Source organism: Pseudomonas sp. NPDC088890, from assembly GCF_044900155.1.
Taxonomy (GTDB): domain Bacteria; phylum Pseudomonadota; class Gammaproteobacteria; order Pseudomonadales; family Pseudomonadaceae; genus Aquipseudomonas; species Aquipseudomonas urmiensis.
The window spans coordinates 304,751-327,149 of sequence record NZ_JBJDNG010000005.1; the positions used below are offsets into that span (position 1 = coordinate 304,751).

19 protein-coding genes are annotated in these 22,399 nt (G+C 61.8%); 7 read left to right on the top strand and 12 right to left on the bottom strand.

Annotated elements, in window-relative coordinates:
• Nucleotides 1–243: 243 nt before the first annotated feature.
• The 3 genes from ACI2JX_RS13780 (at nt 244) to ACI2JX_RS13790 (ending at nt 5,446) form a co-directional block, all read left to right on the top strand.
• The gene (locus ACI2JX_RS13780; protein WP_186552711.1) at nt 244–2,049 is read left to right on the top strand and encodes a phenylacyl-CoA dehydrogenase; all 1,806 of its coding nucleotides are present in this window, start codon (nt 244–246) and stop codon (nt 2,047–2,049) included.
• A 211-nt stretch (nt 2,050–2,260) separates the two neighbouring features.
• A complete protein-coding gene (locus ACI2JX_RS13785; protein WP_404690288.1) occupies nt 2,261–3,544 on the top strand; it encodes a diguanylate cyclase in 1,284 nt (427 codons plus the stop codon).
• Between the two features lie 123 nt (nt 3,545–3,667).
• Nucleotides 3,668–5,446 (top strand): acyl-CoA dehydrogenase C-terminal domain-containing protein, encoded by a 1,779-nt coding sequence (locus ACI2JX_RS13790; protein ID WP_404690289.1) that lies wholly within the window; start codon nt 3,668–3,670, stop codon nt 5,444–5,446.
• 372 nt (nt 5,447–5,818) lie between these two features.
• Here the strand turns inward: ACI2JX_RS13790 and ACI2JX_RS13795 are convergent, their stop codons facing one another.
• Nucleotides 5,819–6,742: a LysR family transcriptional regulator gene (locus ACI2JX_RS13795; RefSeq protein WP_264235332.1), complete on the bottom strand. Its 924-nt coding sequence runs from the start codon at nt 6,740–6,742 to the stop codon at nt 5,819–5,821.
• 228 nt (nt 6,743–6,970) lie between these two features.
• On the opposite strand from ACI2JX_RS13795, the gene ACI2JX_RS13800 reads away from it, so the two are divergent.
• Both ACI2JX_RS13800 and ACI2JX_RS13805 read left to right on the top strand, forming a co-directional pair.
• Complete coding sequence (locus tag ACI2JX_RS13800; RefSeq protein ID WP_264235333.1) at nt 6,971–8,248, top strand: aspartate aminotransferase family protein; 1,278 nt, start codon at nt 6,971–6,973, stop codon at nt 8,246–8,248.
• A gap of 166 nt (nt 8,249–8,414) precedes the next feature.
• On the top strand, nt 8,415–8,573 hold the full coding sequence (locus tag ACI2JX_RS13805) for a YqaE/Pmp3 family membrane protein (protein ID WP_033727371.1): 159 nt from the start codon (nt 8,415–8,417) through the stop codon (nt 8,571–8,573).
• A gap of 84 nt (nt 8,574–8,657) precedes the next feature.
• Here the strand turns inward: ACI2JX_RS13805 and ACI2JX_RS13810 are convergent, their stop codons facing one another.
• From ACI2JX_RS13810 to ACI2JX_RS13850, 9 genes are all read right to left on the bottom strand, one after another.
• Complete coding sequence (locus ACI2JX_RS13810; RefSeq protein WP_404690290.1) at nt 8,658–10,490, bottom strand: prolyl oligopeptidase family serine peptidase; 1,833 nt, start codon at nt 10,488–10,490, stop codon at nt 8,658–8,660.
• Nucleotides 10,456–11,616, bottom strand: a complete 1,161-nt coding sequence (gene pqqE / locus ACI2JX_RS13815) for a pyrroloquinoline quinone biosynthesis protein PqqE (RefSeq protein WP_368972988.1) — start codon at nt 11,614–11,616, stop codon at nt 10,456–10,458. The genes ACI2JX_RS13810 and pqqE overlap by 35 nt, the downstream gene beginning before the upstream one ends.
• The gene (gene pqqD / locus ACI2JX_RS13820; RefSeq protein WP_186552704.1) at nt 11,588–11,863 is read right to left on the bottom strand and encodes a pyrroloquinoline quinone biosynthesis peptide chaperone PqqD; all 276 of its coding nucleotides are present in this window, start codon (nt 11,861–11,863) and stop codon (nt 11,588–11,590) included. Before pqqD ends, pqqE begins: the two co-directional genes overlap by 29 nt.
• Nucleotides 11,860–12,615 carry a pyrroloquinoline-quinone synthase PqqC gene (pqqC, locus tag ACI2JX_RS13825; RefSeq protein WP_404690291.1) on the bottom strand — a complete coding sequence of 252 codons (756 nt, stop codon included), beginning with the start codon at nt 12,613–12,615 and terminating at the stop codon, nt 11,860–11,862. Before pqqC ends, pqqD begins: the two co-directional genes overlap by 4 nt.
• Nucleotides 12,616–12,624: 9 nt before the next feature.
• Entirely contained in the window at nt 12,625–13,536 is a 912-nt protein-coding gene (gene pqqB, locus ACI2JX_RS13830; protein WP_264235337.1) for a pyrroloquinoline quinone biosynthesis protein PqqB, read from the bottom strand.
• A gap of 89 nt (nt 13,537–13,625) precedes the next feature.
• Nucleotides 13,626–13,697, bottom strand: a complete 72-nt coding sequence (pqqA, locus tag ACI2JX_RS13835; RefSeq protein ID WP_003243383.1) for a pyrroloquinoline quinone precursor peptide PqqA — start codon at nt 13,695–13,697, stop codon at nt 13,626–13,628.
• A 170-nt stretch (nt 13,698–13,867) separates the two neighbouring features.
• Nucleotides 13,868–16,183 carry a pyrroloquinoline quinone biosynthesis protein PqqF gene (pqqF, locus tag ACI2JX_RS13840; protein ID WP_404690292.1) on the bottom strand — a complete coding sequence of 772 codons (2,316 nt, stop codon included), beginning with the start codon at nt 16,181–16,183 and terminating at the stop codon, nt 13,868–13,870.
• A gap of 118 nt (nt 16,184–16,301) precedes the next feature.
• On the bottom strand, nt 16,302–17,099 hold the full coding sequence (locus tag ACI2JX_RS13845; RefSeq protein ID WP_368972986.1) for a carbon-nitrogen hydrolase family protein: 798 nt from the start codon (nt 17,097–17,099) through the stop codon (nt 16,302–16,304).
• 14 nt (nt 17,100–17,113) lie between these two features.
• On the bottom strand, nt 17,114–18,796 hold the full coding sequence (locus tag ACI2JX_RS13850) for a flavin monoamine oxidase family protein (RefSeq protein WP_404690293.1): 1,683 nt from the start codon (nt 18,794–18,796) through the stop codon (nt 17,114–17,116).
• 631 nt (nt 18,797–19,427) lie between these two features.
• Here ACI2JX_RS13850 and ACI2JX_RS13855 point away from each other — a divergent pair.
• On the top strand, nt 19,428–19,718 hold the full coding sequence (locus tag ACI2JX_RS13855; RefSeq protein WP_186552698.1) for a DUF3077 domain-containing protein: 291 nt from the start codon (nt 19,428–19,430) through the stop codon (nt 19,716–19,718).
• 17 nt (nt 19,719–19,735) lie between these two features.
• Here the strand turns inward: ACI2JX_RS13855 and ACI2JX_RS13860 are convergent, their stop codons facing one another.
• Entirely contained in the window at nt 19,736–20,197 is a 462-nt protein-coding gene (locus ACI2JX_RS13860; protein WP_404690294.1) for an Lrp/AsnC family transcriptional regulator, read from the bottom strand.
• Nucleotides 20,198–20,516: 319 nt separating this feature from the next.
• Between ACI2JX_RS13860 and ACI2JX_RS13865 the strand changes: the two genes are divergently transcribed.
• Entirely contained in the window at nt 20,517–21,200 is a 684-nt protein-coding gene (locus tag ACI2JX_RS13865; RefSeq protein ID WP_368972985.1) for a glycosyltransferase family 25 protein, read from the top strand.
• Between the two features lie 32 nt (nt 21,201–21,232).
• Here the strand turns inward: ACI2JX_RS13865 and ACI2JX_RS13870 are convergent, their stop codons facing one another.
• Nucleotides 21,233–22,399, bottom strand: a complete 1,167-nt coding sequence (locus ACI2JX_RS13870) for a Fic family protein (protein ID WP_404690295.1) — start codon at nt 22,397–22,399, stop codon at nt 21,233–21,235.

The following is a 22,399-nucleotide window of genomic DNA, read 5'->3' on the forward strand; positions in this document are numbered from 1 at the left end:
CGCGATTGCGCCAGCCCCGATCACGTGGTCGAAGGCTCGGATGTCATCGCGAGCCAAGCCCGCTCCCATGTTTGTTTGGTCGTGGCATAAATGCCCTGTTTCGCGACGCAAATGGCACCATAGTCCCTCCTTGACATTACCGGCCCCTAAACGTAAGTTTCAAACAACTGTTTGACCGAAAGCCACCAAGAGCTGGTCGGTATCAGCGGTCACCCCACCGGACTCCTCAAGAGGTTCATCGCAATGCCTGAATACAAAGCCCCCTTGCGTGATATTCGCTTCGTTCGCGACGAGCTGCTCGGCTATGAAGCGCACTATCAAAGCCTGCCGGGTTGCGAGGACGCCACGCCCGATATGGTCAACGCGATTCTTGAGGAAGGCGCGAAATTCTGTGAGCAGGTGCTGGCCCCGCTGAACCGCGTGGGTGACCTGGAAGGCTGCACCTGGAGCGAGTCGGGCGTCAAAACCCCGACCGGCTTCAAGGAGGCCTACAAGCAGTTCGTCGAAGGTGGCTGGCCGAGCCTGGCCCATGACGTCGACCATGGCGGCCAAGGCTTGCCTGAGTCGCTGGGCCTGGCGGTGAGCGAGATGGTCGGTGAGTCGAACTGGTCGTGGGGCATGTACCCAGGCCTGTCGCATGGCGCCATGAACACCATTTCCGAGCACGGCACCGCCGAGCAACAAGAGACCTACCTGACCAAGCTGGTGACTGGCGAATGGACCGGCACCATGTGCCTGACCGAGCCACACTGCGGTACCGACCTGGGCATGCTGCGGACTAAAGCCGAGCCACAGGCTGATGGCTCCTACAAAGTGTCCGGCACCAAGATCTTCATTTCTGCTGGCGAGCACGACATGGCCGATAACATCGTCCACATCGTCCTGGCCCGCCTGCCCGATGCCCCAGCGGGCACCAAAGGTATCTCGCTGTTCATCGTGCCCAAGTTCCTGCCGACCGCCGATGGTGGCGTGGGCGAGCGCAATGGCGTCAGCTGTGGTTCGCTCGAGCACAAGATGGGCATCCACGGTAATGCCACCTGCGTAATGAACTTCGACAGCGCCACCGGCTACCTGATTGGCCCAGCCAACAAGGGCCTCAATTGCATGTTCACCTTCATGAACACCGCTCGCCTGGGTACCGCGCTGCAAGGCCTGGCCCACGCTGAAGTGGCGTTCCAGGGTGGCCTGAAGTACGCCCGTGACCGCCTGCAAATGCGCTCGTTGACTGGCCCCAAGGCTCCGGACAAGGCCGCTGACCCGATCATCGTCCACCCAGACGTGCGGCGTATGCTGCTGACCATGAAGGCCTTCGCCGAAGGCAACCGGGCGATGGTCTACTTCACCGCCCAGCAGGTCGATATCGTCAAGTACAGCCAGGATGAAGAGGCCAAGAAAAAGGCCGACGCCCTGCTGGCGTTCCTGACTCCGATCGCCAAGGCGTTCATGACCGAAGTCGGTTTCGAAGCCGCCAACCACGGTGTGCAGATCTACGGTGGCCATGGCTTCATCGCCGAGTGGGGCATGGAGCAGAACGTGCGCGACAGCCGTATCTCGATGCTGTACGAAGGCACCACCGGCATCCAGGCCCTGGACCTGCTCGGCCGTAAAGTTCTGATGACCCAAGGCGAAGCGCTCAAGGGCTTCACCAAGATCGTCCACAAGTTCTGCCAGGCTCAAGAAGGCAACGAGTCGGTCAAGGAGTTCGTCGAGCCACTGGCGGCGATCAACAAGGAATGGGGCGAGCTGACCATGAAGATCGGCATGGCCGCCATGAAGGACCGTGAAGAAGTCGGTGCCGCTTCGGTCGACTACCTGATGTACTCCGGCTATGCCTGCCTTGCGTACTTCTGGGCCGACATCGCCCGCTTGGCCGCTGAGAAACTGGCTGCTGGTACCAGCGAAGAGGCGTTCTACACCGCCAAGCTGCAGACTGCGCGCTTCTACTTCCAGCGCATCCTGCCGCGTACCCGCACCCACGTCGCAGCCATGCTGTCCGGCGCTGGCAACCTGATGGCGATGGACGAAGAGCATTTCGGCCTGTCGATCTAAGCCCAGCGGCTGTACGAAAAACCGCCTGCCCTCACCGGCAGGCGGTTTTTTGCTTTCAGGCCTGCGGCCGCTGTTGTATCTGGTAACGAGAAAACCTCAAGGAGTAGGGCCAATCTGCCGTTAAACACCCGGTGTATTCATCTATTCATGTGCGCTGCCGATGAACTAAAGGCACAATGCCATTATTGATCTGCCGGGTCGGAGATTACCCTTGTTTCAACTATCCGCTGTACGCGTGAGCCATTTCCTACCGTCGCTGGTGTTGCTGGTGTCGGGGCTCGCGGCGGCTTACGTGCGAGACCTCAGCGTCTTTTTCACGTCGCTGTTCAATGTCCTGCCCACCTTGGTCCTGTTGCTGGGCGGTGCCTACTGCGCGGTGTACCGCCGCCAGCGGGAACTGTTCCTGATGGTCACGGTGTACATCGCTTACTTCTTGCTCGATACCCAGACCGACTTCTACCGCGATAACGGCCGGGTACGTGAAGACGCCGCCGTCATCTTCCACTTGGTCTGCTTGTTGTTGCCCGCATTGTTCGGGCTGTTTGCTGCCTGGCAAGAGCGCACCCATCTGGCTCAGGACATGCTGGCCCGGTTTGCCGTGCTGTTCGCGGTCGGCAGTGTAGCGGTGGCGCTTGAGCAGAGCTTTCCGGACGCCCTGCTGGCCTGGCTGGCAGAGATTCGCTGGCCCTCGCTGCATGGTCAGTGGATGAGTCTGATCCAGCTGGCCTACCCACTGTTCTTCGGCGTGTTCATCTTGTTGGTGGTGCAGTACCTGCGCCAGCCGCGGCCACTGCATGCGGCGCAGATCATTGGCCTGATCGGCATTTTCTGGATGCTGCCCAAGACCTTCATCCTGGCGTTCACCCTGAACATCATGTGCAGCCAGGTGATGCTGATGATCGCTGCGGCGGTTTCCCACGAGGCATACCAGATGGCCTTCCGTGACGAGTTGACCGGCCTGCCGGGTCGTCGCGCGCTTAACGAACGTATGCAACGTCTTGGCCGCAACTATGTGATCGCCATGACCGACGTCGACCACTTCAAGAAATTCAACGACACCCATGGCCACGATGTCGGTGACCAGGTGCTGCGCCTGGTCGCCAGCCGTTTGTCGAAAGTCACCGGCGGCGGTAGGGCTTATCGCTACGGGGGCGAGGAGTTTGCCTTGGTGTTCGCTGGCAAGACTGCTGAGGAGTGCATGCCGCATCTGGAAGCGGTGCGCGAGATGATCGCCAACTATGCTATCCAGCTGCGTGACCAGAACAATCGCCCGCAGGATGATTCGGCAGGGCGCCAGCGCCGTGCTGGTGGGGCCAACAGCACAGTGTCGGTGACCATCAGTATTGGTGTCGCCGAACGCCTGGTCGATCACCGCAACCCAGAAGCGGTGCTCAAATCGGCGGATGAAGCGCTCTACAGCGCCAAGGGGGCGGGGCGCAATTGCGTGATGATGTTCGGTCAGCAATCGCGGCGCGGAGCCGTGCGAATGGCGTGACTACGGCTGACTTATGGGTCATGTGATGACCCTATGTCTCGCAAAAGTTGTTCGGTTACACTGCTTTCAACCCAGTGCCGCGGTCCTGCGTGACCGCCCCGACCCTACTAGCGAGAGGTTGTCATGGCTGACTATAAAGCGCCCCTGCGCGATATGCGCTTCGTTCTCAATGAAGTCTTCGAAGTGGCCAAGCTCTGGTCGCAGCTGCCCGAACTTGCCGAGGCGGTCGATCAAGACACGGCCATGGCCGTGCTGGAAGAAGCGGGCAAGGTCACCAGCAAGTCCATCGCGCCCTTGAGCCGCTCTGGCGATGAAGAGGGCTGCCATTGGGACAACGGCGCAGTGCGCACCCCAGCCGGTTTCATCGATGCCTACAAGACCTACGCCGAAGGCGGTTGGGTCGGCGTCGGCGGCGACCCGCAGTTTGGCGGCATGGGCATGCCCAAGGCGATCTCGGCCCAGGTCGAAGAAATGGTCAACGCCTCCAGCCTGGCCTTCGGCCTGTACCCGATGCTGACGGCTGGCGCATGCCTGTCGATCAATGCTCATGCCAGTGAAGCGCTGAAAGAGCAGTACCTGCCCAACATGTATGCCGGCGTTTGGGCTGGCTCCATGTGCCTGACCGAGCCCCACGCGGGCACCGATCTGGGGATTATCCGCACCAAAGCCGAGCCCCAGGCCGACGGCAGCTACAAGGTCAGCGGCACCAAGATCTTCATCACCGGCGGCGAGCACGACCTGACCGAGAACATCATTCACCTGGTGCTGGCCAAGCTGCCAGACGCCCCGGCCGGGCCCAAGGGCATCTCGCTGTTCCTGGTGCCGAAGTTCCTGGTCAATCAGGATGGCAGCCTGGGCGCGCGCAACCCGGCCACCTGTGGCTCGATCGAACACAAGATGGGTATCCAGGGCTCGGCTACCTGCGTGATGAACTTCGACGAGGCGGTCGGTTACCTGGTGGGTGAGCCCAACAAAGGCCTGGCGGCGATGTTCACCATGATGAACTACGAGCGCCTGGGTGTTGGCATTCAGGGCCTGGCTTCGGCCGAGCGCTCTTACCAGAACGCCGTCGAGTATGCCCGCGACCGCCTGCAAAGCCGCTCGCCCACGGGCCCGCAAGCCAAGGACAAGGTGGCCGATCCGATCATCGTCCATCCGGATGTGCGGCGCATGCTGCTGACCATGAAGGCACAGATCGAAGGTGGCCGAGCGTTCTCCACCTATGTCGCGATGCAGTTGGACAGCGCCAAATACAGTGAAGACCCCGTTACCCGCAAACGCAGCGAGGAGCTGGTTGCGTTGCTGACCCCGGTGGCCAAGGCCTTCCTCACCGACCTGGGCCTGGAGTGCACGGTGCACGGCCAGCAGGTGTTCGGCGGGCACGGCTACATTCGTGAATGGGGCCAGGAGCAGCTGGTGCGCGATGTGCGCATCACGCAGATCTACGAAGGTACCAATGGCATTCAGGCGCTCGACCTGATGGGGCGCAAGGTGGTGGGCAGCGGCGGCGCGTTCTATCGCCTGTTCGCTGACGAGATTCGTCAGTTCATCGGTACTGCCGGGGCAGATCTGGGCGAGTTCACTCAGCCGTTGGGCGCTGCCTTGGAACAGCTCGATGGGCTGACTGAGTGGGTACTGGAGCAGGCCAAGGCTAATCCAAACGAGATTGGTGCGGCGTCGGTGGAGTACCTGCACGCCTTTGGCTATCTCGCTTACGCCTACATGTGGGCGTTGATGGCGCGGGCTGCCAAGGCGGGTGAGGGGGATGAAGCGTTCTATGGCGCCAAGCTTGGCACTGCGCGGTTCTACTTTGCCCGATTGCTGCCGCGGGTGGATTCGCTGGTGGCTTCGGTGAAGGCCGGGAGTGAGTCGCTGTACCTGCTGGATGCTGCGCAGTTTTGATAATTCTGGGTCCGCTGCGCGGCCCTTCGCGGGACAAGCCCGCTCCCACAGGTACAGCGGCGACCGTCAGAGCGGCCCTATCCCTGTGGGAGCGGGCTTGTCCCGCGAAGGGCCGCGCAGCGGACCCAACATCAGGACTGACAACAACTGACTTACATTTGTAAGCATTCTCTTACGCAACGTGGTGACTTTTCGCCTCTTTCTTAAGATTGGATCCACGGTTAATCTTTCTTACATGGACGGAGCGTAGGAAGCGCAAAGGACAGAACAGGGACACGTAGGAATTCCTGCCAGGATGGCGGGACGATAGGGATGTCAGGGAAACAGTCTGGAAAACCCCGCTTCGGCGGGGTTTTCTTTGTGCGCGTGTTTTTATCCCAGCACGTCCAATGGTGAAACGCCCAGCGCGCGGGCGTCGGTTTCTTCCTCCAGCAGCGTGCGCAGCAGCTCCACAGAAGCCTGCTGGCGCTGGGCATCGCGAAACACCAAGCCAACCTTGAGCGGTACTCGTGGCTCGCTCAACGGCTTCCACAGCAGCTCCTGATCGTCTTCGGCAGCATCCTTGGCGCGCCCCGGCAGAATGGTCGCCAGCGAAGTGTGCGCCAGGCTGTCGAGAATCCCGCCCATGTTGTTCATCTCGGCCTGCACCTGTGGCCGCCGCCCCTGGTTGGCCAACTGCTCTTTCCAGATCTGCCGGATTTGAAACTCCTCGCCCAGCATCAGCATGGGCAATTCGGCGGCTTGTCTGATCGAGACCTTCTTGAAGTCTTTCAAGGGATGGGTATTGGGAATGACCAGCTGCAGCTCATCTTCGTACAGCATCAAGCCATGCAAGCCTGGCTGCCGTGGTGGCAGGTAGCTGATGCCGATATCCAGGTTGCCATTGAGCAAGCGCCGTTCGATCTCCAGCCCCGACAGTTCATAGATCTGCACGACCAAATGCGGCTGGGCCTTGCGCACCCGCTCCAGCAACTGCGGCACCAGGCTTGGCCGCACGGTCTGCAGCACGCCGATGGCCAGGGTGCGCAGCGACTGGCCCTTGAAGTTGCGCATGGCCTCATGCGCCCGCTGCAAGCCATCGAGCAGCGGCTGCGCATGGTTGTACAGGGTGTGCGCGGCAAGGGTCGGCAACAGGCGCTTGTTACTGCGCTCGAACAGGCTCAGGTCGAGGCTGTGTTCCAGCTGGCGGATCTGTTGCGACAGGGCGGGTTGCGACAGCGACAGGCGCTCGGCGGCACGGCCTACGTGGCCTTCCTCATACACCGCGACGAAATAGCGCAGTTGGCGAAAATCCATAAGTAACACTTATCGAAAAAGCTGGAAAAACGAAATGGCCGCTTGGCCGCTAAGCCCCTAGTCTATCGCCGTATTCAAGCGCTACACAGCGATCATTTGATCGATTGTTACCGCTGATGAAAAACACTTTTGATAGGCAAGGCTAAAAGATCGGTTTTTGACCTGATCATACTTTCCGGCAAATGACCGGACCTTGACCGCCATCTTGCGTGATGAGTTGGAGCCCTGATGAACCTGTTCAACCTGCGCCGCTCGGCCGCTGTCGTTGCCGAGCCCAAGCGTGCAGCGGCAATCGAGCCGCAGGCGGCAACGCTGTCTCGCGAGCGGTTGATGCCGAGCGCCGAGCGCGCGCCGCAGGTGTTCGTGCGTGGGCAGGGTTCCTGGCTGTGGGACGACGACGGCCATGCCTATCTGGATTTCACCCAGGGCTGCGCGGTCAACAGCCTCGGCCATAGCCCTAGCGTGTTGGTCAAGGCACTGGGCAACCAGGCCCAAGCGTTGATCAATCCCGGTGCGGGCTTTCACAGCCGAGGTTTGCTGGAACTGGTCAATCGCCTGTGCCAGAGCACCGGCAGCGATCAAGCCTACCTGCTCAACAGTGGCGCCGAGGCTTGCGAGGGCGCGATCAAGCTGGCGCGTAAGTGGGGCCAGCTGCATCGTAACGGCGCCTACCACATCATCACTGCCAGCCAGGGCTGTCATGGTCGCAGTCTGGGCGCGCTGTCGGCGTCCGACCCACTGCCCTGCAACCGCTGCGAACCCGGTCTGCCGGGCTTTAGCAAGGTGCCGTTCAACGACCTGGCAGCGCTGCATGCGGCCGTCGACTCGCGCACCGTGGCGATCATGTTGGAGCCGATCCAGGGCGAGGCTGGGGTCATCCCGGCCACCCGTGAGTACCTCAAGGGGGTCGAACAGCTGTGCCGCGAGCTGGGCATCCTGCTGATCCTCGACGAAGTGCAGACCGGCATTGGCCGTTGCGGCGCCTTGCTGGCCGAGCAAACCTACGAGGTGCGTGCCGACATCATCACCCTCGGCAAAGGCCTGGGTGGCGGCGTGCCGCTGGCGGCCTTGCTGGCCCGGGGTACTGCCTGCTGCGCCGAACCTGGCGAGCTGGAAGGCAGCCACCATGGCAATGCGCTGATGAGCGCCGCGGGCCTGGCGGTATTGCGCACGGTGCTCGAACCGGGGTTTTTCGAGCACGTCCAGGACAGTGGCCGGCACCTGCGCGAGGGCTTGAGCCGCCTGGCCGGCCGTTATGGCCAGGGCGAGGTACGCGGGCAAGGCTTGCTGTGGGCGTTGCAGCTGCAAGAAGACCTGGCTCAGGAGCTGGTCGAGGCGGCGCTGCACGAAGGCTTGTTGCTCAATGCGCCGCAGGCGGACGTGGTGCGCTTCTCACCGGCGCTGACCGTGAGCAAAGGCAATATTGACGAGATGCTGCTGCGCCTGGCTCGGGCTTTCGCCCGCCTGCATGCGCAGCAGCATAACCGCCGCGAGGTGCCGGCCTGACCGGCCACCCGGACATACAGAATTTCAACGAACCGTCTCGCGTTCCTGCGCATCGCCCTTGGCCTGCTTCATTTGGCCCGGGGCGTTTTTTTGCCTGTCGATTGTGTGTGGAACCTCTGGGCAGCGCGGCTAGTCTCTGTTTAAACCCTTTCACGGAGAGACCTGCATGGACTTCATTCGCATCATCATCGCGATTCTTCTGCCGCCGCTGGGGGTGTTCCTTCAGGTTGGGTTTGCCGGGGCGTTCTGGCTGAATATCTTGCTGACCCTGTTGGGTTACATTCCGGGCATCGTGCACGCGGTGTACATCATCGCCAAGCGCTGAGTCAGCACGCGTGACTTCGCAGGCACAGCGCGGTTCCCGGAGGGGCTGGCTTGCCTGCGAGCGGCTGTGCAGCCACTGCAAAACCTACAAGCCCAACACCCGGCAATAAAACTTCCACTCCTCTTCCAAGGCATGCGCCAGGTTCTCGGCCTTACGGAACCCGTGTCGCTCCCCAGCATAAAAATGCCCTTCAGCCTCAACCCCATTGGCCTTGAGCGCCGCCAACATATCCCGGGTCTGGGTGGGCACTACGACCGCATCCAGCTCGCCCTGGAAGAAGATCACCGGCGCCTTGATCTGATCGGCATGCAACAAAGGCGTGCGTTGCCGGTAGCGCTCGGCATCGATTTGAGGATCACCAATCAGCCAGTCCAGATAATCCCCTTCGAACTTGTGCGTCGCCCGCCCCAATGCCAGCGGATCGCTGACCCCGTACAGGCTGGCACCGGCGCGGAATACATCGTGGAAGGCCAGGGCGCACAGGGTCGTGTAGCCGCCGGCGCTGCCGCCACGAATGAACGCCTTGTGCGGATCGATCAGGCCTAGCCCTGCAAGGTGAGCCACCGCCGCACAGGCATCCTCCACATCGATCTCGCCCCAGCGCAGGTGCAGGGCCTGGCGATACACCCGCCCATAGCCACTGCTACCGCGATAGTTGAGATCGGCCACGGCAAAGCCGCGCTGGGTCCAGTACTGGATGCGCGCATCCAGCACGGGGTAGCACGCTGAAGTCGGGCCGCCATGGATGAACAGCACCAACGGCGCGGCGCCTTCGCCACGCATGGCAGGATAGAAAAAGCCATGGGCCTGGCTATCGCCGCTGGGATAGCGGAGTGGCTGAGGACGGCTGACCCGTTCGGCAGGCAGCGGCAAACCGCCGCCAGCGAGGACGCGAATCTGTTGGCTAGCCCGCTCGATCGCGATGACCGCAGGCGGACTGATTGGCGATGCCGCGATGGCATAAAGGTAACTCTCATCCATCGCCAGGCTGCGAAAGCGTGTGTAGTCGCTGGCGTAGCGCTGTACCTGATGGCCATCTGTGCGCAACCCAAGGTGACCGAAGCCTTCTTCCAACCAGGTGGCCAGGTAGGCCTCAGGGCCGAGCGCTATCCAGGTGCTGGCGCCCAGCTGCCAGGGCGCGGCAGCGTGGTCGGCAGCCTTGGCGGGCAAGGCTTGCCATTGGCCGTCGAGCTCAGCCCAGGGTTGCCAGAAACCATTACGATCACACAGGCAATAGAGCTGGCCTTGCCCATCGAAGCGCGGTTGCTGCAGTGACAGGTCTTGGTCGCCATCACCGGCTACGCAACGCGTCGAACCCCAGCCACCCTGGCTATCGCGCTCACGGCACATTAGCCGGGTGCGGGTCCAAGGCTGGGCGGGGCGATCCCATTCAATCCAGGCCAGGCGCTGGCCATCGTCGCTCAAGGTCGGCGAGGCGTAGAAGTCGGCGCCCTCTGCCAGCACGTGTCGCGCTTCGCCATCGAGGCTAACCAGGCGATGCTCGACGCTTGCCGCGTGCAACTCCTCGACTGCCAGCAGGCGATCATCGCGCCACAGTACATCACCATAGCGACAGTCCGCCGCTTGAGTGAGTGCTCTGGGCGCTGAGCCATCGAGCGCCTGGGTGTAGACCTGTTGATCGGCCTCGTTGACGAACACCAGCCCATCGCCACCCAGGCAGAAGCTGCCGCCGCCATACTCGTAGACCCGGCTGCGCACGCTGAAACCATCCGGAGTCAGGCAGTGAGCCTGTCGATTGCGCCAGTGCCACAGCCGGCATGCACCATCTGCGGGGCGAAACTCGTTCCAGAACAAGCCGGCGGCGCCGACCTTGAGGTCAGCGAAGTCGGTACCGGCCGCTACGGCCTGGGCGGCGCTGAAGTCAGCCGCGGACGATGACACGTGAGTTGCGCTCATTGCGGAAAGTCAGCTCTTCAATGGCCAGTTGGGCGTGCTCGGCGTCTTCGCGTGCCTTGAGGATGATGCCGTGATCAGCTGACTTGGCACACACCGGGTCGGCGTTGCTGGCATCACCTGTGAGCATGAAGGCCTGGCAGCGGCAGCCGCCGAAGTCCTTTTCCTTTTCATCGCACGAGCGGCACGGCTCGGGCATCCAGTCGTAGCCACGAAAGCGGTTGAAACCGAACGAGTCGTACCAGATGTGCCTGAGGTCATGATCGCGCACGTTGGGGAACTGCACCGGCAACTGGCGCGCGCCGTGACAGGGCAGGGCGGTGCCGTCCGGGGTGACGGTGAGGAAGATGCTCCCCCAGCCGTTCATGCAGCCCTTGGGGCGTTCTTCGTAGTAATCGGGGGTGACGAAGATCAGCTTGCACGGGTTGCCGGCAGCCTTGAGCTGGTCGCGGTATTGATTGGTGATGCGCTCGGCCCGCTCCAGCTGCGCGCGAGTGGGCAGCAGGCCAACCCGGTTGAGGTGGGCCCAGCCGTAGAACTGGCAGGTAGCGAGCTCGACGAAGTCGGCCTCCAGGGCAATGCACAGTTCGATGATGCGGTCGATCTTGTCGATGTTATGCCGATGGGTGACGAAGTTGAGCACCATCGGGTAGCCGTGGGCTTTGACTGCCCGGGCCATCTCCAGCTTTTGCGCGAAGGCCTTCTTCGAGCCGGCCAGCAGGTTGTTCACCTGTTCGTCGCTGGCCTGGAAACTGATCTGGATATGGTCCAGCCCGGCTTGCTTGAATTCAGCGATACGCTGCTCGGTCAGGCCGATACCAGAGGTGATCAGGTTGGTGTAGTAGCCCAGGCGCCGCGCCTCGCCGATCAGTTCGGCCAGATCCTGGCGCACCAGCGGCTCACCGCCGGAAAAGCCCAACTGAGCGGCGCCCATTTCGCGCGCCTCGGCCATCACCTTGAACCACTGTTCGGTGCTCAGCTCCTGGCCCTGGGCAGCGAAGTCCAGGGGGTTGGAGCAGTACGGGCATTGCAGCGGGCAGCGGTAGGTCAGCTCGGCCAGTAGCCACAGCGGCAGGCCGACGGGCGGTTTCGCCGGCACCTCAGGCGAGGACGATCCAGTGTTCGGCACGGGCCACCTCCATGAACTGCTCGATGTCATCGGCGACTTCGGGCACGTCGGGGAACTGCTGCGAAAGCTCGGCGATGATCGCCGCCACATCCCGTTGGCCATCGATCAGCCCGCCGATCAGCGCGGCGCTTTCGTTGAGCTTGATCATGCCCTCGGGGTATAGCAGGACATGGCCTTTTTGCGCCGGCTCGTACTGATAACGATAGCCAGGGCGCCAGTTGGGAACCAGTTGGCGATTGAAGCTCATAGGGCAATCCCCTTGTGCCAGACCCGCTCGCGGGTGACGGAGTGATAAGGCGGACGGTGCAGTTCGTAGGCCATGCTCATGGCATCGAGCATGCTCCAGAGGATATCCAGCTTGAACTGCAGGATCTCCAGCATGCGCTCCTGACCTGCGCGGGTGGTGTAGTGCTGCAAGGTGATCGCCAAGCCGTGCTCGACATCGCGGCGCGCCTGGCCCAGGCGTGTGCGGAAGTACTCATAGCCGGCAGGATCGATCCACGGGTAGTGCTGTGGCCAGCTGTCCAGGCGTGACTGGTGGATCTGCGGGGCGAACAGCTCGGTCAGCGAACTGCTGGCCGCTTCCTGCCAGCTGGCGCGGCGGGCAAAGTTGACATAGGCGTCGACCGCGAAGCGCACGCCCGGCAGCACCAGCTCCTGGGAGCGCAACTGATCTGGGTCGAGCCCGACCGCCTGACCTAGTCGCAGCCAGGCCTCGATGCCACCGTCTTCACCCGGAGCGCCGTCGTGGTCGAGCAGGCGCTGGATCCACTCGCGGCGTACTTCGCGGTCTGGGCAGTTGGCCAGGATCGCCGCATCCTTCATCGGGATGTTGACCTGGTAGTAGAAACGGTTGGCCACCCAACCCTGGATCTGCTCGCGGCTGGCGCGGCCTTCATACATCGCCACGTGGTAGGGGTGATGAATGTGGTAGTAGGCGCCCTTGGCGCGCAGGGCCTGCTCGAACTCGGCAGGGGACATCGGCGTTGCGTCGCTCATCAGGGCCTCCTACAGCTCGATGCTCATACCGTCGAAGGCGACTTCAACGCCCCGGCGGACCACCTCGGCCCGCTCGGGCGAGTCTTCATCGAGAATCGGGTTGGTGTTGTTGATGTGGATAAGTACCTTGCGCTGGCGGGCGAAGCCATCGAGCACCTCGAGCATGCCGCCGGGGCCGTTTTGCGCCAGGTGGCCCATCTCGCGACCGGTGCGTGTGCCGACACCGCGGCGCTGCATTTCATCATCCTCCCACAGCGTGCCGTCGACCAGCAGGCAGTCGGCGCCGTGCATCATCTCCAGCAGCTTGGCGTCGACCTGTCCCAGCCCCGGGGCGTAGAACAGCTTGCCGCCGGTGCGCCGGTCTTCGACCAGCAGGCCGAGGTTGTCGCCGGGGTGCGGGTCGAAGCGATGCGGCGAGTAGGGCGGGGCGGCGCTGCGCAGCGGGAACGGGGTGAACGTGAGGTTGGGGCAGGCGTCGATGACGAAGCTGCCTTCGAGCTCGATGCGGTTCCACACCAGGCCGCCGTTCCAGTGGCTGAGCATGTTGAACAGCGGGAAGCCGGTGGTCAGGTCCTGGTGGACCATGTCGGTGCACCAGACTTGATGCGGGCAACCTTCGCGCAGGCTGAGCAGGCCAGTGGTGTGGTCGATCTGGCTGTCGAGCAGGACGATCGCGTTGATCCCGGTGTCGCGCAGGGCGCGCGCCGGTTGCATCGGGGCGAAGGCTTGCAGCTGGGCGCGGATGTCCGGCGAGGCGTTGCACAGGATCCAGTGCTCGCCGTCATCGGACAGGGCAATCGATGACTGGGTGCGCGCCGTGGCACGCAGCGAGCCGTCACGAAAACCCTTGCAGTTGACGCAGTTGCAGTTCCACTGGGGGAATCCGCCACCGGCGGCGGAGCCGAGAATCTGGATGTACATGGCTGCTCTCTATCCGAACTTGCGGAAAAACCTGTAGTGAAAAAACGCGAACGCCCCGGCGGACCGAGGCGTCGAACCGCAAGCAGGGCTTAGCGGTTGGCGAAGTACATGGTCACTTCGAATCCGATACGCAGGTCAGTGTAAGCAGGTTTGGTCCACATGGGATTACTCCTTCCGGATGGGTCTGGGGGGTTGTCAGCTACTTATTTGGTGCCGCCTTGCGCAGGAGGTTCCATTGGCTGGGATTGCGCTATCTTACAAGAAAAATTTGTACCGAAAGGTTAATTCTTTGAAAAGCGCCCTTGCGGCTTAGGTAACAATCGGCCTGTCGTTAATCCCACTGTGCGCTTGGCGCCGCAGCGTTGGCCAAGCACAACCAGCCGTGATCGACCGCAAGCAGCGCTTGGCGCAACTCATCCAGTTGCGCTTGAGTGGTGCTGAGAATAGACCTGCGGATTGCACAAAGGTCGGGCGCTTCTGTCGCCAGATATGTCTGCCATGCCCAGTGCGCGACATCAGCGTTGGGCATGGCAGTTTCTGCGAAACTGTCGGCCAGGGCCTGTTGCGCAGGGCCATCGAGCATCACCTCTTGATGCAGCAGCGCTAGCAGGTGCTCGAGTATCTGCGTTGGCGTGGCGTGGGGCGATTGCACGCCGAACAGCAGCCCGCCGACCCCATCGAACTGACGAAAGGCACTGAATACGGCATAACCCAGCTGCAGTTCGACGCGCAGGCGCTGGTACACCGGGCCTTGCAGCAATTGCGCAAGCAGTCGGCCAGCACCTTGCAAGGCAGCGGGCAACGGGCAGAACAGCAGCAGTGCGTGCTCACTCCCGGCAACCTCGACCGGCACCCAGCGCCGGCCACGCTCGCCTCCGGTAGGTGCGGACGCAGGGCGGCCCCAGGATGTGTGTTGCAACACCGCGCCCAAGGCCGCCTGCTCAGCAGCGCCAAACCCTACTGCCAAACCCTGCCACTGCGCCGAATGCCAAATCTGGTCGAGCATGGCCTGATTCGCCGCACAGGCGGGAATCGGCTCCGGCTGCGCTAGCGTCAAGGCATCAGGCAGTCGCTTGAGCAGGGCCCTGATCGGTATCAAGGCGGGTTCATCCGGGGCTGGCGCTTGCCAGCTGCTTTGAGGTGGGCGGTGCAACACCTGCAACGCCTCGCCAACGGTTCGAATCACCGCCGCTGGCAGCCCGGCGCAGCGCAGTTGCCAGTAGCGTTGACTGACGCTGAAATCCAGCTGCACAGATGCGCGCTCGGCGCGTTCCGTCAAAGGCCGCAAGGCGTGTTCGAGTACTGCATGCAAGCGTGTTCGCACCGGCGAGACGATCTGCCAGCGCAGATACAGCGCTGCGAATTGGCGATCGCTTGGCAGACTGTCACTGACGCTCAGGCCATCAGGCAGAGGCGCGCTGGCGGCAGGAAGTTCGTCTTGCAGGAGTGGATCGGCGCCCGGCAGTTGCCAGTCTGCGTGGCTGTGCAGGGGCAGGCTATCCAGTAGAGCGGCGAAGGCTTTCAGGCCTTGCCCATCGAGTGCCTGGAAAGCGCGGCCGGTACTGTCTCGGCGTGCCAGTTCCAGGGCACCGGCGGCTTGTTCTCGGCTGCGTTGCAAGTCAGCGAATGCTTCATTCAATGGCTGCGTGTCTGCTTCGCGGATGAACTTCAACCAGCCATTGAGTAAGGCTCGCACCTCATCCTGATCCGCGTCCTCGCTTAGGTGCAGACGCACATGCCAGAGCAATTGACCGGCGAAGGCGTGCAGGGTGTCGACTTTGCATGCCTGTAACCAGCCGCGCTTACGCAGCTGCGCTAGCCAGCCGCCCTCCCGACTATCGCTCAGGCAGGCGAGTAATAGCTCAACTGCGTGTTCCGCGCCCGCAGGTAGATTCTGGTGAGCAAACAGCAGATCCATTTGACCGGCGCTGGCAGGCGGCTGTCGCAGTGGCCCATTGAGCAAGGGTGGCGGCAGGGCTTGGGCGACCCGCTGGCCGCTGGCAAACAGGCTGCCGAACTGGCGGCCGAGCGCTTCCAGCTCATCCAGCGGCTGCGGGCCGCTCAGGCTCAAGACAATCTGGCCAGCCTGATAGAAGGTCGCGTGAAAATTGCTGAGCGCCTGCTGAAAGGCCGGATCCTGCAAGGCCAGGCTATGCCGGTTGCCTGCGTGGAAACCACTCAGGGGATGCTGCGCAGACACTGCCTGGAGCAGGGCGAATTGCTGCTGAGCTTCAGGGTTGCGTGACCAGGCAATGAACTCGGCATGGATCACTTCGCGCTCACGGCGCTGGCGCTCGATGCTCAGGTCGGGCTCGGCCAGCATCTGGCACAGACGCTCCAGGCCGCCAGACAGTGCAGCGGGCGGCACCTCGAAGAAGAAGTCGGTGGTGCGCTCGCGGGTACTGGCGTTGACCTGGCCGCTGACACGCTGGACGTAGCGCATCAGGCCGTCTTGCAGCGCAAAGCGGGCGGTGCCGAGAAAGAACAAGTGTTCGAGAAAGTGCGCCAAACCAGGCCATCGTGAAGGTGCGTCATGGCTGCCCGCATGCACCCGCACCGCAGCGGCCGCACGCTTGAGGCGCGGGGCGTGGCGCAGGGTCAGCTGCAGGCCGTTGGTAAGGGTCAGGTGGCGGGTGGCGTCAGGCATGCGGGCTCCGGTGGCGAAGCATCATGCTAGCGCATATCCAAGTCGTTGATCAGCAGAGGGCCGGGAGCGAGGCCCTGTGGGAGCTGGCGCAGCCTGCGATGGGCAGGGTGATTTCCCGTCAACCCTGTCGAGGCAGATGCAACTCCCGACGCAGATCGGCCAGGTAGGGAAACGCCTCGCGCCCCTGCACCACTCGCTCGCGCTCCAGCTCTGCCAGCAGCTGGCACTCATCGCGCCCGGCCATCGCCAGCAAGCTGCCATCGGGGCCAATGATGCTGCTCTGTCCACAGTAGTGGATTTCATCCTCGGCACCGCAGTAGTTGGCGTAGACCAGATAGCACTGGTTCTCCTGCGCACGCGAACGCACGGTCACCTGGCAGACGAAATCGTAAGGCGTCATGTTGGCTGTCGGCACCAGGATCAATTCGGCGCCATCGAGCGCCAAGCGCCGGGCATTCTCCGGAAACTCGATGTCGTAGCAGATCAGCATGCCGACCTTCCAGCCGTCGAGCTCGACCACCGGAAAATGATCCGCACCGGGGCTGAACATGGCCCGATCCAGCTCACCGAACAGATGAGTCTTGCGGTAGTTGCACAGGCTGCTGCCATGGGCGTTGATCAACTGCACGCTGTTGTAGACCGCGCCGTCTTCGCCGCGCTCTGGGTAGCCATAGGCGATGGCGATGCGATGGGCCTGGGCGATCTCGACCACGGCCATGGCTGATGGGCCGTCATCGGCCTCCGCCAGGCGTTCGACGTGCTCGCTGCCGATGTTGTAGCCGGTCAGGTACATCTCCGGGCACACCAGCAACTGCGCGCCGCGAGCTGCTGCCAGTTGCGCCTGGTGTTGCAGGCGCTGCAGGTTGCCGGGCACGTCCAGTGGTCTGGGTGGCCCCTGGAACAGGGCGATGCGCATGCTGCCTCCTTGTCTCAGTCGGCCAGGGCGATCGGCCCGATTTCATCGAACACGTCGCCAGGGCCGGGGTTGTCCGCGTGGGTCTTGCCACCAAAGTGATTCATGATACCCCACACGGCATTGAGCGAGGTCTGCACCGCGCCTTCCACCCAGGCCGGGGTCCACGACACGTCGTCGCCGGCAATGAAAATACCGCGCTGCTCGACGGGCATCTGCGCCTGCATGAAGTGCGCGTACATCCGCTGGTTGTAGCGGTAGTGGCCTGGCAGCGCGCCTTTGAACGCACCGAGGAAGTGCGGGTCGGCTTCCCAGGAAATGGTGATCGGATCGCCGATGATATGCCCGGCGATATCGGTTTTCGGGTAGATCTTTTTCAATGCATCGAGTGCCAGCTGTACGCGTTTTTCCACCGGGTGCGGGAGCATCTTCAGCGCATCGCTCATCCACGCATAGGATAGGCAGATCACCCCTGGTTTATCGTCGCCGTTATCGAACAGGTAGGTACCACGGGTCAGCCGGTCGGTGAGGGTCATGCTCATCAGGTCGCGACCGGTTTCTGGGTCTTTGTCTTTCCAGAACGGCCGGTCGACCATGACGAAGGTTTTCGACGACTGCATGTAGCGGGTGCGGTCCAGGGCCATCCACATCTTCTGCGAGAACAACGACTCTTCACAGTCGATCTGGGTGGTCAGCAGCCAGCTCTGGCAGGTCGTCAGCACCGCCGCGTAATGGCGGCAGTCGCCCCAGTTGTCGGTGACTGCCAGGCGGCCGTCGCTGGCGCGGGCAATGCGCTTGACGCCGGTGCGCGGAGCACCGCCGTGCAGCGAGCTCAGGCTGGTGCCTTCGGGCCAGTGCGCACAACGCTCCGGCACATGGCGCCAGATGCCCTGCGGCACTTGCTCGACGCCGCCGACCACCAGGTGTTGGTGGTCGTCGCAGTTGGTCATCACCACACGGAAGATTTCCAGCATCGAATTGGGGAAGTCCGAGTCCCAACCACCGGTGCCGAAGCCCACCTGGCCGAACACTTCGCGGTGCTGGAAACTCAGTTTGGCGAAGGCTTTGGAGGTGGCGACGAAGTCGTAGAAAGTGCGGTCGTCCCACAGCGGCACCAGGGTGTTCCACAGTTCTTTCAAGCGAGGCACGTCGCGGTCACGGATAGCCTGCTGGATGTCACCAAAGCGCGCACCGCTTTCCAGGGCATCGGCCCAGGCATCGGCAACTTCCTGGAACAGGGCCGGCAAGTCGGCGGCTTTTTCCGCGTAGTAGGTCTGGCCTTCCAGATCGATCACGGTGCTACGCGAGGCAGGGGTGAGCGGGTTGGGGAAGGGTTTGGTTTCCAGGCCCAGCTTGTCGACGTAGTGGTAGAACGCCGTGGATGACACCGGAAAGCGCATTCCGCCCAACTCGGCGATGATCCCGTCGGTGCCGTTGAAGGCCTGCGAGCGCAGCCGCCCGCCCATCTTCGACGCTTCGTAGACCACCGGTTTGAGGCCCAGCTTCATCAGCTCGTAGGCCGCCACCAGCCCGGCGATGCCGGCGCCCACGATCGCCACTTCTTCACCATGACGCGCGGCCGGGATGCTACCCAGGCCAGCCGGGTGTTCCAGCCAATCATCGAAGGCAAAAGGGAAGTCCGGGCCGAAGATGGTGATCGGCTTTTTACCGTCGGCGGGGTGGCGATTTTTGTTGTTCATGTGATGACCTTGCCAGGGGCTGCGCGAGGGGCGGAGCCTGAGTATAGGAAATGCCTGGAGGTGATTTTAGAGGGGAGGTAGTTCGTAATTAAGACTCAACATGATGTCGATATGATTGATTTATCGTCATTTAGACGTGGAATTGGTTTTAATGACGAATGTGGATGAGGGTCTTGATGGGGAGGGTTTACCTTTGGATTGCACCTTCTCTTTGCGATTCGCATTGCTACGTCCTCGTGTGCAGAGGGGGCAGGCGTAACGGCAAAAGGGCCTCGAAAAATTTCCTGTTGCCCAGCTGTGCCTTAGTGGTGAAACGCACTCACCTAGGAAGCGTCTTACAGACTGCAAAAAATTCAGGACGTATCCTACGCGCGCTATCGCCTCGGTCTGGCTGTGCGGGAAATGGTTCATCGCTAACTTCCTGCAGTCACCGCAAATTCGGTGACTGGGCGTGAGAAACCCATCCCCCAACTTCGCACCAGGCTTGTTTCATGGCAGCTGTGCGCGGGCAGGCTTTTGCCTGGCCGGATTTCCAAGTTGGCCGGTTTCTCACCCCGCCCATGGCTGCCACCCTTTTCCTGTGAGAAAGAAAATAGGGGCAGTTTTCCAGAGCCAACTTGGAAGCTGAATAGTGAAAAAGATCGTTCCCGATCCACCCCTCAAACTCAACCCGACCACCGAACAACCTTTCAGCACCTGCGAATCCAGCCATCCGCCAGTGTTCCACGTAAGCTCGGGTATCGACGCCGCTGACGCCTTGGTCCACGCCAGTCTGTTGGCCAACGGTATCCGCCAGATCGCCGATGATTACGCCCAACACCATGCTTCGGAATCACACAGCGGCCTGATCTGGACGATCCATCATTCAGCCGAGGCGATCAAAGCCCTGACTGACGCGGTGCTCGACGCGATGGAGCGTTGAAGCCCAGGCGCAAGTAGTCAGCCCGGCTGCCCGCGGTCCACTTTGCTGCTGAGGATGATCGAGGTGGTGGTTTTCTCCACGCCCTCAAGGCTGCCGATCTGATCGAGCAGTTGGTCCAGTTGCTCGGGAGAATCGCTGTGCAGCCACGCCACATAGTCGAACTCACCACTCACCGCGCACAGCTGTTGCACCTGGCTCATGGCGCTCATGCGCCGCACCACATCCTTACCCGAACGCGGCTGCACCTTGATCCCGACATAGGCCTGCAGACCACCGCCTATCAGGCGCTGGCCCAAGCGCACGCCATAACCGGTTATAACCTTGCTCTTCTCCAGCCGCGCCAGGCGCGAATTGACCGTGGTGCGGGCAATGCCCAGGTGGCGAGCGAGGGTGGCGACGCTTTCACGGGCGTTAATTTGCAGTAACGCGATTAGCTGGCGGTCGATTTCATCGAGGGCGATTTGGCGGGAGTCTGGCATGACGGCTCTCTGTTCAGAAGGCCATAGACTAGTCAGCCCTTCGCACCTAGAGCAAGGCGGTTGAACCGCGCTTATACCGCATGAGTTGGCCTATCCAACGAGAAAAGTTGCTTTCAGGTCTAAGCTCAGAAGGTAGGCCTGTTTGCCACACAGGTCTTAGCCAGGGAAGTCGTCGCAATGTTGCAGGCGTCACAGATGGAGTGAAACGACGCCGGCAGGCCTGAAGTTAAGCAATACAGTGAGCAGGTCGACTGGAGCAAATCGTGGCCCGAGGCGCTTTAGCGTCGGCAAAGATTCACCTGTTCGAGAGATGGAAGGGATGACCAAACACAAGGACCTGAGCCGTCTGCAGATCGACGGCGTTTTCTGCATCAGCCTCAAGGAACGCAGCGACCGTCGCGAGTTATTGCAACGCGAGTTTGCTGCCAGTGGGCTGGATATCGAGTTCATGCTGGTGGATCGCGACCAATACAGTCCCGAGCGCGGCTGTTTCGACTCTCACATGAAATGCGCCAGAGCGGCGCTCGACCGCGGCTACCGGCGCATCCTGATTCTTGAAGATGACGCCACCCTGCTCAACTTCGACCCGATCCAGGTCGAGCAGATCAACAAGTTTTTCCAGCGCCGCGACCCTGAGCTGTTCTACCTCGGCGCCAACCTGGGCAAGGTCTGGCTAACCTGGACCCGCGGCATCGCCCGCGTACGCGCCAGGGGCACCCACGCCTATATCCTCTCTGCCCGTGGCTGCGAGCGTCTGCTTGAAGAGGCGCCGTTCAATAACGTCGCTATCGACCGCGTGCTGTCCAAACGCTTCAAAGCCTATATGGCCTTCCCCATGCTCAGCCAGCAGCAGCCTGAAGAAATCGCCTCCAGCGACATCATTGCGGTGCGCTGTCTGGATGGCAAATACCCCGATGCGGCGTATTGGCGGGATAACTGGCGCCGGCAGTACAGCCAGGCACTGCGTAACTTTGGCAAGACGCTGTTGTTGCGCGATCTTTGAGGGGGTATCAGGCACTCAAATGGCAGCCATGGTTATTCAGTCTTGCCGTTTGGAGAGGCTCCCTCAGGCCACTTGATTTGATAGCGAGTGCTGCGTCCGCCACTGGGCAGGCGGACGATGTAGCCCTTTTCCAGGAGGTCGCTTAAATGACGGGTAGCGGTGGCCTTTGAGACTTTGGCGACAGCTTGGTACTGGCCAGCGTTGATACCTCCCGCGAAGCCACCTCGTTCGTTGAACAGATCGCCATCGAGCATGCGGTTGAGCACTTTGATCTGTTCGCTGGAAAGCACTTGCTGGCGATGCTGTTGCCAGAACCGCGCTTTGCCAAGTACTCGATCTATCCGTGCCAGGGCCTGCTCTAGGCTGCGCAGCAATGTTTGCAGGAACCAAGTCAGCCACGGCGTAATATCGAGCCCATCTTTTTGGCTGTTTTCCAGTACCTCGTAGTAGCCGCGACGGTCTTCCAGGATGCTCGCTGACATGGCGTAAAAACGAATAGCCTGCTGCTCCGCCTGGGCCAATGCCAAGTCGGTAATGGCGCGAGTAAGGCGACCATTGCCGTCATCGAAAGGGTGAAGCGTGACGAACCAGAAGTGAGCAATACCTGCACGTATAAGCGGGTCGAGGCCAGGGTCGTGTGCGCTTTCTGCAAACCAGGTCAGGAAGGCCAACAGCTGTGCTTCCAGTCCCTGGCGAGGGGGCGCCTCGAAGTGCACCTTGGGGCGGTCGATGCGACCGGACACAACTTGCATAGGTTCATCGCCGCGCAAACGACCAATCTGAATCGGGGTCGATAGGCCATGTGCATTGGCGGGAAACAGCAGTTGATGCCAATACAAAAGCCGCTCCAGCGTTAGCGGTTTGGCATGTTCTTGGGTGGCGTCAAGCATGAGTTCAGCCAAGCCATCACTGCGCACGCTGCTGCGACCTTGTACATCCAGCCCCAGCCTCCGCGCCAGGGACGAGCGAACAGATTCCACATTAAGCTGCTCACCTTCGATCGCCGAACTGGTGACGATGTTCTGCAGGAGTGCATCGAGGGTGTTTTGGGCTTGAGTATCGCTATCCACCACACCAGCCATCCCAACCAAACGACCTTGAGCGTTGGAGCAGGCGCGCAGGAGCGGAGCCAAAGACGCGGCTTGCCAGTGGAAGTGTGGCCAGTTGGCGTGTTGCCATACCCAGTAAGGTAGGGTCAT

Bases quoted from the DNA above. Each gene is read 5' to 3' on its own strand.
- ACI2JX_RS13780 (WP_186552711.1), top strand. From the start codon at position 244: ATGCCTGAATACAAAGCCCCCTTGCGTGATATTCGCTTCGTTCGCGAC.
- ACI2JX_RS13790 (WP_404690289.1), top strand. From the start codon at position 3,668: ATGGCTGACTATAAAGCGCCCCTGCGCGATATGCGCTTCGTTCTCAAT.
- ACI2JX_RS13795 (WP_264235332.1), bottom strand. From the start codon at position 6,742: ATGGATTTTCGCCAACTGCGCTATTTCGTCGCGGTGTATGAGGAAGGC.
- ACI2JX_RS13800 (WP_264235333.1), top strand. From the start codon at position 6,971: ATGAACCTGTTCAACCTGCGCCGCTCGGCCGCTGTCGTTGCCGAGCCC.
- ACI2JX_RS13805 (WP_033727371.1), top strand. From the start codon at position 8,415: ATGGACTTCATTCGCATCATCATCGCGATTCTTCTGCCGCCGCTGGGG.
- ACI2JX_RS13810 (WP_404690290.1), bottom strand. From the start codon at position 10,490: ATGAGCGCAACTCACGTGTCATCGTCCGCGGCTGACTTCAGCGCCGCC.
- pqqD (WP_186552704.1), bottom strand. From the start codon at position 11,863: ATGAGCTTCAATCGCCAACTGGTTCCCAACTGGCGCCCTGGCTATCGT.
- pqqC (WP_404690291.1), bottom strand. From the start codon at position 12,615: ATGAGCGACGCAACGCCGATGTCCCCTGCCGAGTTCGAGCAGGCCCTG.
- pqqB (WP_264235337.1), bottom strand. From the start codon at position 13,536: ATGTACATCCAGATTCTCGGCTCCGCCGCCGGTGGCGGATTCCCCCAG.
- pqqF (WP_404690292.1), bottom strand. From the start codon at position 16,183: ATGCCTGACGCCACCCGCCACCTGACCCTTACCAACGGCCTGCAGCTG.
- ACI2JX_RS13845 (WP_368972986.1), bottom strand. From the start codon at position 17,099: ATGCGCATCGCCCTGTTCCAGGGGCCACCCAGACCACTGGACGTGCCC.
- ACI2JX_RS13850 (WP_404690293.1), bottom strand. From the start codon at position 18,796: ATGAACAACAAAAATCGCCACCCCGCCGACGGTAAAAAGCCGATCACC.
- ACI2JX_RS13860 (WP_404690294.1), bottom strand. From the start codon at position 20,197: ATGCCAGACTCCCGCCAAATCGCCCTCGATGAAATCGACCGCCAGCTA.
- ACI2JX_RS13865 (WP_368972985.1), top strand. From the start codon at position 20,517: ATGACCAAACACAAGGACCTGAGCCGTCTGCAGATCGACGGCGTTTTC.
- ACI2JX_RS13870 (WP_404690295.1), bottom strand. From the start codon at position 22,399: ATGACCCTACCTTACTGGGTATGGCAACACGCCAACTGGCCACACTTC.